Genomic DNA, 9,957 nt, shown 5'->3' with positions numbered 1-9,957 from the left:
GGCAGGAGCCTTGGCGCGCGCCTCGGCCGCAAGGGGGCGCGGCACGAGTTCTAGCACGGGTGGCTGGGCGGGCACGATGCGAGGCGCCGCTGGTGGGATGGCAACCACGGAACTGCTGTTTTTGGAGCCGCGTTTCAACCCGGTCTTGGCCGGTTTGGGCTGGGACTCGTAGTCCGCAGTGGAGAGCATGTCAGCACGTTTGGCAGGCGGCTTGGGAAGAGGCATGGTGGCGTTCCGTCTTTCTTCAGGCTAGGCACAAACAAAAAGGCCGCACAACGGTGTGTGCGGCCTTGACCTTGAGCCGGGGTGCTCCGCCGACCGTTGAGGCCGGGGAGACAAGTCAGCGTGATGTCGATGACAACCCAGATGCATGAAACCCATTATGCACACTCGGCGGCCTGGGCCATCCGGGTCCCCATGGATGTCGGGGGGGTACAACAAGCACCAGCTGTCACGCAATTCACAAAAGAAAGCGTTTAGGCTCCTCGGGTTGACCTGAAGGTGCCTGACGGGATGTCAGGCGGCTTCCTTCTTCAAGCCCTTGACGGCGTCGAGCACTTCATCAACGTGGCCAGCCACCTTGATGCCGCGCCATTCGGCACGCAGCACGCCATCGGCGTCGATCAGGAAGGTGCTGCGCTCGATGCCCTTGACCTTCTTGCCGTACATGATCTTGTTCTTGACCACGCCGAACATGTGGCAGAGCTTTTCTTCGGTGTCGGCGATCAACTCGTAGGGCAGTTCGAGGTTTTCCTTGAACTTGTCGTGCGAGGCCATGTTGTCACGCGAGACGCCGAAGATGACGGCGCCGGACTTGACGAACTCTTTGTGCTTGTCGCGGAACTGCATGGCCTCGGTCGTGCAACCGGGGGTGTGGTCCTTCGGGTAGAAATAGAGGATCACAGTCTGGCCTTGGAAAGCCTGAGGCGTGAACTTCACACCACCCGTGGCAGCTGCTTCGAATTCCGGCAAAGGTTTGTTGAGAGCGGGTGTCATGTTGTAGTGCTGAGCGACCTGCGTGAATAACTCGTGATTATAAAACGAGCTTGGGGTCCATCCCCGACCCGATGGGAGCAATCCCTTCCCGAAAATGTGTGAGCCCCTTGATGTGGATTGGTTCACGTGGATTTCACATCGAGGCATAGATAGGCTCATTCGTGGATGATGAGCGCCGCCAGCACCTTGCGCCCCTCGGACATCAGCACGTTGTAGGTGCGGCACGCAGCAGGCGTGTCCATGGTTTCCACGCCAATGCCGGCCTCGATCAGCGGGCGCAGTACCGACGGATGGGCGAAACGCAGGCTGGGGCCGCTGCCCAGGATGACCAGTTCAGGCTTGAACGGCAGGATTTCCGCGATGTGGTCGGCCGTGAGGGCGGCCAGGTTCTCTGGCGCCCAGGCAGACAGTGGCGCATTGCCGGGCACCAGCACGCTGGTGGTGTAGGGCTGGCCGTTGACGGACACCTGGGTGCGCGTGACGGCGTGGATGATGTTGGTGCCTTCGGGGCGGTCGGGTTGGAACTTCATCGCAGGGAATTTGGTGGCCGGCCATGGTGGCCTGCGGGTGCGGGCAGGTGGCAGCGTGTGGTTAAATTGTAGGTTCCCCAAGAAAACCCGCTTTTCGTGCCTGATTCAGGCGTGATGGCGGACGAAAACCCCCGCTACCGCCGTCTCTTTGGAGCCTGTTTTGAAGCCGATCGCCAAGTCCAGCAAGCTTGCCAGCGTCTGTTACGACATCCGTGGGCCCGTGTTGGAAAAGGCGCGGCAGATGGAAGAAGACGGCCACAAGATCATCAAGCTGAACATCGGCAACCTGGCCGTGTTCGGGCTGGAGCCGCCCGACGAGATCGTGCAGGACATGATCCGCAATCTGTCGAGCGCGGCGGGCTACACGGACAGCAAGGGTCTGTTCGCGCCGCGCAAGTCGGTGGTGCACTACTGCCAGGAAAAGGGCATCCAGGGCGTGACGGTCGATGACGTCTACCTGGGCAATGGCGCCTCCGAGTTGATCGTGATGTCGCTCAACGCCATGCTCAACGATGGCGACGAGGTGCTGCTGCCGGCGCCGGATTACCCGCTGTACACGGCGGCGGTGTCGCTGTCGGGCGGCCGCCCTGTGCACTACATCTGCGACGAGCAATCCGATTGGTATCCCGACATCGCCGACATCAAGGCCAAGATCACGCCGAACACCAAGGCGATCGTGGTCATCAACCCGAACAACCCGACCGGCGCGCTCTACCCGGACAGCCTGCTGCAGGAGATCGTCGATCTGGCCCGCCAGCACCACCTGATCGTGCTGGCCGACGAGATCTACGACAAGACGCTGTACGACGGCAACACGCACACCTCCATTGCCTCGCTGGCCGATGACGTGCTGTTCCTGACTTTCAACGGCCTGTCCAAGAACTACCGCTCGTGCGGCTACCGCGCCGGCTGGATGGTGGTGTCCGGTGAGAAGCGCCATGCGCGTGACTACATCGAGGGCCTGAACATGCTGGCCTCGATGCGCCTGTGCGCCAACACGCCGGGCCAGTTGGCGATCCAGACCGCGCTGGGCGGCTATCAGAGCATCAAGGACCTGGTGCAGCCGGGTGGCCGCCTGTGCAAGCAGCGTGATCTGGCCTATGACCTGCTCAACCAGATCCCCGGTGTGAGCGTGGTCAAGCCCAAGGGCGCGTTGTACATGTTCCCCAAGCTGGACCCGAAGCTGTACCCGATCGCCGATGACCAGCAGTTCGCTTACGAGCTGCTGGCCGAAGAAAAGGTGCTGATCGTGCAGGGCACGGGCTTCAACTGGATCCACCCGGACCACTTCCGCCTGGTCTTCCTGCCCAACAGCGACGACCTGAGCGATGCCATTGGCCGCATTGCGCGCTTCCTGGACGGCTACCGCAAGCGCCACGCCTGACACCTGCAAGTGCCGGTTGCTCGACCGGCCAGCCATTTCTAGAACCCAAGAGACGCGGCCCACAAGGCTGCGCACCCCGAGAGAGAAACGCATGAGCCAACCACAACTGCGACCCGTGCGGGTCGGCCTGCTGGGCATCGGAACCGTCGGCGGCGGCACGTTCACCGTGCTGAAGCGCAACCAGGAAGAGATCCGCCGCCGTGCAGGCCGTGGCATCGAAGTGGCCATGGTGGCCGACCTCAACACCGAGCTGGCCACCAAGGTGGTGGGCGACGCCGCCAAGGTGGTGTCGGATGCCCGCCAGGTGATCGCCAACCCCGACATCGACGTGGTGGTGGAGCTGATCGGCGGCTACGGCATCGCCAAGGCCCTGGTGCTGGAAGCCATCGCGGCCGGCAAGCACGTGGTCACGGCCAACAAGGCCCTGCTGGCCGTGCACGGGACCGAGATCTTCGCGGCTGCGCGCGCCAAGGGCGTGATCGTGGCTTTTGAGGCCGCTGTGGCCGGTGGCATCCCCATCATCAAGTCGCTGCGCGAAGGCCTGACGGCCAACCAGATCCAGTGGGTGGCCGGCATCATCAACGGCACGACCAACTTCATCCTGTCCGAGATGCGCGACAAGGGCCTGGACTTCGACGTGGTGCTGAAGGAAGCGCAACGCCTGGGCTATGCCGAGGCCGATCCCACCTTCGACATCGAAGGCGTGGACGCTGCTCACAAGGCCACGCTGCTGGGTTCGATCGCCTTTGGCATCCCGGTGCAGTTCGACAAGGCCCATGTGGAAGGCATCACGAAGCTGTCGGCCACCGACATCAAGTACGCCGAGCAACTGGGCTACCGCATCAAGCTGCTGGGCATCGCCCGCCGCCGTGACAAGGGCATCGAGCTGCGCACCCACCCGACACTGGTGCCGGTGCGCCGCCTGATCGCCAACGTGGAAGGCGCGATGAACGCCGTGCTGGTGCAGGGCGATGCCGTGGGCACGACGATGTACTACGGCAAGGGCGCCGGCTCCGAGCCGACCGCCTCGGCTGTGGTGGCCGACCTGGTCGACATTGCCCGCCTGCTGGACGCCGCCCCCGAGGCGCGCGTGCCGCACCTGGCCTTCCAGCCGGATGCGCTGTCGGCCTTGCCGATCCTGCCGCTGGACGAGGTGATCACCTCGTTCTACCTGCGCCTGCGTGTGGCCGACAAGGCCGGCGTGCTGGCCAAGCTCACGGGCATCCTGGCCGAGCAGGGCATCAGCATCGACGCGGTGATCCAGCGCGAGGCCGATGAGGTGAGCGGCGAGGGCAACCAGACCGACCTGATCATCCTGACGCACGAGACCAAGGAAGGCAGCATGAACCAGGCGCTGGCTGCGATGCAGGCTTTGCCCACGGTGCTGGCCCCCATCGTCAAGCTCCGCAAAGAAGAACTCGCCTGATCACGCAGCGGGTACGCGCATTGCTGCATGCCCGCCTGTGAGGAACTGACATGAAATACATCTCCACGCGCGGCGACAAGACCGAACGCGGCTTCTCCGAGATCCTGCTGGAAGGCCTGGCGCCCGATGGCGGGCTGTACCTGCCGGTGCAGTATCCGCAGATCGATGCGGCCACCCTGGCCAAATGGCGCAAGCTGTCGTATGCCGAGCTGGCTTACGAGATCCTGTCGCTGTACATCGACGACATCCCGGCTGCCGATCTGAAGGCCATCGCCGCCAAGACCTACACCAAGGCCACCTACGGCTTCGACGAGATCACCCCGTTGAAGCTGCTGGAGCCGGGCGTGGCGCTGCAAGCGCTGTCCAACGGCCCGACGCTGGCCTTCAAGGACATGGCGATGCAGCTGCTGGGCAACCTGTTCGAGTACGAACTGGGCCGCCGTGGCGAGACGCTGAACATCCTGGGCGCCACCTCGGGCGACACGGGCAGCGCGGCCGAGTACGCCATGCGTGGCAAGAAGGGGGTGCGCGTGTTCATGCTGAGCCCGCATGGCCGCATGAGCCCGTTCCAGCAGGCGCAAATGTTCAGCCTGCAGGACCCGAACATCCACAACCTGGCGGTCGAAGGCGTGTTCGACGATTGCCAGGACATCGTCAAGGCCGCCTCGAACGACCTGGCCTTCAAGCGCCAGTACAAGATCGGCACGGTGAACTCGATCAACTGGGCACGCCTGCTGGCCCAGGTGGTGTACTACTTCGCTGGCTACTTCTACGCGACCAAGTCCGAGGGCGAGAAGGTCAGCTTCACGGTGCCTTCGGGCAACTTCGGCAATGTGTGCGCCGGCCACGTGGCCCGCATGATGGGCTTGCCCATCGACAAGCTGGTGGTGGCCACCAACGAGAACAACGTGCTCGACGAGTTCTTCCGCACCGGCAGCTACCGCGTGCGGGGCAGCGCCGAGACGTTCGAGACCTCGTCGCCCTCGATGGACATCTCCAAGGCGTCGAACTTTGAACGCTTCATCTTTGATCTGCTGGGCCGTGACGGTGCACGCACCAAGTCGCTGTTCAAGGACGAAGTGGAGCAGCGCGGCCTGTTCGCCGTGTCGGCCGACGAGTTCGCCAAGGTGGCGGGCTACGGCTTCGTGTCGGGCACCAGCACGCACGCCGACCGCCTGGCCACGATCCGCGACACCTTTGAGCGCTTTGGCGCCATGATTGATACGCACACGGCCGATGGCCTGAAGGTGGCGCGCGATCACCTGGACCCGACGGTGCGCATGATCGTGCTGGAGACGGCGCTGCCGGCCAAGTTCGAAGAGACCATCGTCGAGGCCACGGGCCAGAAGCCGGCGCGTCCGTTCTGGATCGCCGGGCTGGACGGGCTGGAAGCGCTGCCCAAGCGCTTCACGGTGGTGCCGGCGGATGCCAAGGTGGTCAAGGACTACATCGTCCAGCACTGCAACGACTGATCCCCACACCGGCGCCTATGGCGCCGGTTTCGCATGTGAGCTGAGAAGATGGCTTTCAAACCGCTGATGCCCCTGGACGAGGCCTGGTCGCGGCTGCAACTGGTGGCCGAGCAGCATGTCAAGGCCGCCGGTGATGCCGGCTTGCCGCGGGAGACAGTGTCCAGCTTCGATGCGCTGGGCCGTGTGTTGGCGCAGGATGTCGCCTCTACCGTGGACGTGCCGCCGCTGGACAACAGCGCGATGGACGGCTACGCCCTGCGTGCGGCCGAGGCCGGCGCGCCCTTGCCCCAAGCTCAGCGCATTGCCGCAGGGCAGGTGGGTGGCGCGCTGCCGCCGGGGGCCTGTGCCCGCATCTTCACCGGTGCGCCGGTGCCAGAGGGCGCTGATGCCGTGGTGATGCAGGAGCAGGCCACGGTGGGCGACGATGGCCGGGTCAGCTTCAGCCAACCCGTCGAGCCTGGCCAGAACATTCGCTGCCGTGGTGAAGACATCGCGGCTGGACAGACCGTGCTGTCGGCAGGCCTGCGCCTGGGCCCGGCCGCGCTGGGCGTGGCCGCCTCAGTGGGTGCCGAGTACCTGAGCGTGTTCAAACGCCCCCGTGTGGGCGTGCTGACCACCGGCAGCGAGTTGGTGATGCCTGGCCAGCCTCTGCCCCCTGGCGCCATCTACAACAGCAACCGTCACACCCTGCGTAGCCTGGTGCAGGCCACCGGCGCCCAGAGCAGCGATCTGGGCGTGGTGCCCGATGACCTGGCCGCCACCCGCGCCGCGCTGCGCGAGGCGGCGCGCCATCACGATCTGGTCATCACCAGCGGTGGCGTGTCCGTGGGGGAAGAAGACCACCTGCGTGTCGCCGTGGCGGCCGAGGGCGGGCTGGACTTCTGGGCCCTGGCCATCAAGCCCGGCAAGCCCTTCGTGCTGGGGTGGCTGAACCGCGATGACGGCAGCCGGGCCCTGTACATGGGTCTGCCAGGCAACCCGGTGGCCAGCTTCGTGACCTTCCTGCTGCTGGTGCGCCCGGTGCTGGGCGTGCTGGCCGGCGAGGCCTGGACGCTGCCCAAGGCGCTGCCGTTGCGTGCCGATTTCAGCTGGGCCAAGCCCGACAAGCGCCGCGAGTTCCTGCGCGCACGCCTGAACGAGCAGGGGGGGCTGAGCCTGTTCCCGCACCAGGGCTCGGGCGTGCTGACCTCGGCCGCGTGGGCTGGCGGCCTGATCGACCTGCAGCCCGGCCAGACCGTGGCCCCGGGTGACCCTGTGCCTTTCGTGCCCTTGGCACAATGGCTGCAACCCTCGGGCACGCAGAGCCAGGGTTGATGAGAAAGCCGTCATGAAGATCACCGTCCGCTACTTCGCCCGGATCCGCGAGGCCCTGGGCCCCGGCGAAGACCTGGCTTTCGGCGCCGATGCGCCGGTCACCGTGGGTGCCTTGCGCGATTGGCTGGCCGGCCGCTCACCCGGCCACCAGGCCGCACTCAACGGCGACCGTGCCGTGCGCGCCGCCTGCGACCAGGTGATGTGCGACGACGACGAGGCGCTGCGCGACGGCGCCGAGGTGGCCTTCTTCCCGCCCGTCACCGGAGGGTGAACATGGCCGGTGACACCCGCCCCGCCGCACCGCACCGCCACGTGGCCGTGCAGGAGGCCGATTTCGACCTGGGGGCGGAAGTTGCGGCCCTGCGCGAGGGCGACATGGGCATCGGCGCCGTGGCCAGTTTCGTAGGCACGGTGCGGGAATGGCGCGGCGTGCCTCACATGCCGGCCGATCACGGCAAGCCTTACACTGAGGCTCCGACGGGCCCCAGCCTTGTGCTGGAGCACTACCCCGGCATGACCGAACGCACCATCGAGGCCATGGTCGACGAGGCGATCCGGCGCTTCGAACTGCGTGGCGCCCGGGTGATCCACCGCGTCGGCCCGCTCGCGTTGGGCGACCAGATCGTGCTGGTCTGCGTGAGCGCCCCGCACCGGCGCGCGGCCTTCGAGGGCTGCGAATTCCTGATGGATTGGCTCAAGACCCAGGCCCCCTTCTGGAAGAAGGAGGTTTCCGCGCAGGGCAGTGAATGGGTGGACGCGCGCGAGCAGGACGACGCGGCCCTGGCGCGCTGGGGCGAGGTGCCCGATGCCGTGGCCAATATGGCGCAGGCAGGTTCGACGGCCTCCATGGCTGCCCCCGACCCTCGTCATCAGGCAGCGAAGGAACAAGGCGCATGATTTCCCTGTGGTTTGCGGTGTATGTGGCGGCCGGTGCCGTGGTCGGGGCCCTGGCGCGCTGGATGGCTGCCGTGTGGCTCAACCCGCTGTGGCTGGGTTTTCCGCTGGGCACGCTGCTGGTTAACGTGGTGGGTGGCTTCCTCGTCGGCATCGCCTACGTGGTCTTCGGGCGTCAGCCCAACGAGGCCGCGCGCCTGCTGCTGGTGACCGGCTTCTTGGGGGGGCTGACCACCTTCTCGTCGTTCTCGATGGAGTCGCTGGCGCTGTTGGAGAAGGGCCGCTGGCCGTTGGCGCTGGCCCATACCCTGGTCCACGTGGTGGGGGCGCTGGCCTGTGCTGCGCTGGGCGCCCGGCTGGCGCGCAGTTGGCTGGGCTGAGGTGGACGCGGCGCAACGCTTTGCGTGTTTCATCTCGCGGTAAATCCGCATGGCGCACAGCGGCGCCAGCCTGCAAGATGTGAGGCATAGTCGGGTCTGATAAGACAGACAGGCGGCAACCTTACAAGACGGGCATGCTGGTTGTAGACATCCTTACTTGCTATGCGGTGGCGGGCATCGGCGCCGTGGTGGGCCTGGGCCTGATGAGCTTCATCCAGACCGACCAGCCGCGCTTGCTGCAGACCCTGAACATCTACCGCTGGGCCTTTGCCTCGGTGTCGGTGATGTCCATCATCCTGTTCGCGCCGCACGAGCAGGTGCCGGCGCTGACCAAGGCGCTGATCGGCTTCGCGGGCATGGGCGTGTGCCTGATGGCCTGGGCCTTCCGGCAGCTCAACGGGCGCCGCACGCATCCTTATCTGGGCGCTGGCATCACCCTGGTGGTGGGCGTATTGCTGTGGGCGGCGGCGCTGCTGCCCGAGGCCGATTACGTGCGCTGCGTGGCCGTCATCTTCGCGGTGGTGAGCGTGGCGATGGCGGTGGACCAGGGCTGGCTGATCGTGCACAACGTGCGGGGCCATGTGAGCGAGTTGAGCCTGATGGTGGTGGCACTGGCTTTTGCGCTGCACTGGCTGGTGGTTGTGTACCACGCCTTCACGGTGCCGGGGCCTTATCCGCCGGACTGGCTGCACGGGCCCGAGTGGCTGCGGCCGGTGAGCGGCATCGGCGTGGCGCTGCTGCCGCTGGCCGTGGCGGCGCTGGCGTTCTCGACGATCAATGCGCGGCTAAGCCAGCAGTTGCGGGCGCGGGCGTTGTCCGATGATTTGACGGGCGCCTTGTCCAGGCGGGGGCTGCGTGAACTGGGTGAGCGGATGCTGGCGCTGCAGCAGTACCAGTCCAGCCAGATCGCGGTGCTGATGATGGACCTGGACCATTTCAAGGCGGTGAATGACCGCTACGGGCACCTGATCGGGGATGACGTGCTGCGGCACGTGACGCAGGTGATCCGCGACCGCTTGCGTGACGATGCCTTGCTGGCCCGGTACGGCGGGGAAGAGTTCACGGTGCTGCTGCCGGTCAAGAGCGCGCAGGAGGCCTATGGGGTGGCGGAGCGGCTGCGCAAGGCGGTCGAGATGAATCCGTGCGAGACCAAGGTGGGGCCGATCCGGATCACGATCAGCATCGGGGTGAGTTTCCACAGCCCGACGACGTCGCTGGAAGAGGATCTGGCGAAGGCGGATGGGCGGCTGTATGCGGCCAAGAACAATGGGCGCAATCGGGTGGAGTTTGCGGAGGTTTGAGTTGCTCCGGGGCTGACGGGTGGCCCCGGGGGTGCTTCGAGTGGGGTGGTCATCGCCCCTGGCGATGACTTCCCTGCGATGCTCGCGGCAAGGTGGGGTCGCAGAACTCGCTACGCGGCCTGAGGCCGCGTAGCTCAAACAACTGTGGCCAGTCAGATGAACGAAGCATGTGCTCCGCACATGTCCACCTCGCCGCTGCGCTTCTCGGCACCCCACAGGCGCACCCCCAGGGCCACCCGTCAGCCCCTACGACAACCACC

Annotated in this window: 10 protein-coding genes and 1 pseudogene; 8 read left to right on the top strand and 3 right to left on the bottom strand. The window is 65.8% G+C overall.

All coding sequences use genetic code 11. The annotated features are described in order from the left end of the window. The 3 genes and pseudogenes from WAQ08_RS16760 to WAQ08_RS16750 all read right to left on the bottom strand — a co-directional run. Nucleotides 1-225 (bottom strand): annotated as a pseudogene (locus WAQ08_RS16760) (PhoH family protein); the annotation flags it as partial. Nucleotides 226-516: 291 nt separating this feature from the next. Next, a complete protein-coding gene (locus tag WAQ08_RS16755; protein WP_422193094.1) occupies nt 517-996 on the bottom strand; it encodes a peroxiredoxin in 480 nt (159 codons plus the stop codon). A gap of 155 nt (nt 997-1,151) precedes the next feature. Next, complete coding sequence (locus WAQ08_RS16750) at nt 1,152-1,526, bottom strand: Mth938-like domain-containing protein (protein WP_422193092.1); 375 nt, start codon at nt 1,524-1,526, stop codon at nt 1,152-1,154. A 160-nt stretch (nt 1,527-1,686) separates the two neighbouring features. Between WAQ08_RS16750 and WAQ08_RS16745 the strand changes: the two genes are divergently transcribed. The 8 genes from WAQ08_RS16745 (at nt 1,687) to WAQ08_RS16710 (ending at nt 9,697) form a co-directional block, all read left to right on the top strand. Further along, a complete protein-coding gene (locus WAQ08_RS16745) occupies nt 1,687-2,910 on the top strand; it encodes a pyridoxal phosphate-dependent aminotransferase (RefSeq protein ID WP_422193091.1) in 1,224 nt (407 codons plus the stop codon). A 106-nt stretch (nt 2,911-3,016) separates the two neighbouring features. Next, the gene (locus tag WAQ08_RS16740; protein ID WP_422193098.1) at nt 3,017-4,336 is read left to right on the top strand and encodes a homoserine dehydrogenase; all 1,320 of its coding nucleotides are present in this window, start codon (nt 3,017-3,019) and stop codon (nt 4,334-4,336) included. A 50-nt stretch (nt 4,337-4,386) separates the two neighbouring features. Further along, a complete protein-coding gene (gene thrC, locus WAQ08_RS16735; RefSeq protein ID WP_422193090.1) occupies nt 4,387-5,808 on the top strand; it encodes a threonine synthase in 1,422 nt (473 codons plus the stop codon). Between the two features lie 48 nt (nt 5,809-5,856). Beyond that, a complete protein-coding gene (gene glp, locus WAQ08_RS16730; RefSeq protein ID WP_422193088.1) occupies nt 5,857-7,122 on the top strand; it encodes a gephyrin-like molybdotransferase Glp in 1,266 nt (421 codons plus the stop codon). 13 nt (nt 7,123-7,135) lie between these two features. Next, nucleotides 7,136-7,393, top strand: a complete 258-nt coding sequence (locus WAQ08_RS16725; protein WP_422193087.1) for a MoaD/ThiS family protein — start codon at nt 7,136-7,138, stop codon at nt 7,391-7,393. A 2-nt stretch (nt 7,394-7,395) separates the two neighbouring features. After that, the gene (locus WAQ08_RS16720) at nt 7,396-8,019 is read left to right on the top strand and encodes a molybdenum cofactor biosynthesis protein MoaE (RefSeq protein ID WP_422193085.1); all 624 of its coding nucleotides are present in this window, start codon (nt 7,396-7,398) and stop codon (nt 8,017-8,019) included. Beyond that, complete coding sequence (crcB, locus tag WAQ08_RS16715; RefSeq protein ID WP_422193083.1) at nt 8,016-8,396, top strand: fluoride efflux transporter CrcB; 381 nt, start codon at nt 8,016-8,018, stop codon at nt 8,394-8,396. Before WAQ08_RS16720 ends, crcB begins: the two co-directional genes overlap by 4 nt. Nucleotides 8,397-8,530: 134 nt before the next feature. Then, a complete protein-coding gene (locus WAQ08_RS16710) occupies nt 8,531-9,697 on the top strand; it encodes a GGDEF domain-containing protein (protein WP_422193081.1) in 1,167 nt (388 codons plus the stop codon). The last annotated feature ends 260 nt before the right edge of the window (nt 9,698-9,957 follow it).

This window comes from Aquabacterium sp. (assembly GCF_049274795.1).
Taxonomy (GTDB): domain Bacteria; phylum Pseudomonadota; class Gammaproteobacteria; order Burkholderiales; family Burkholderiaceae_C; genus Aquabacterium.
This window is presented reverse-complemented; position numbering and strand designations above follow the sequence as displayed.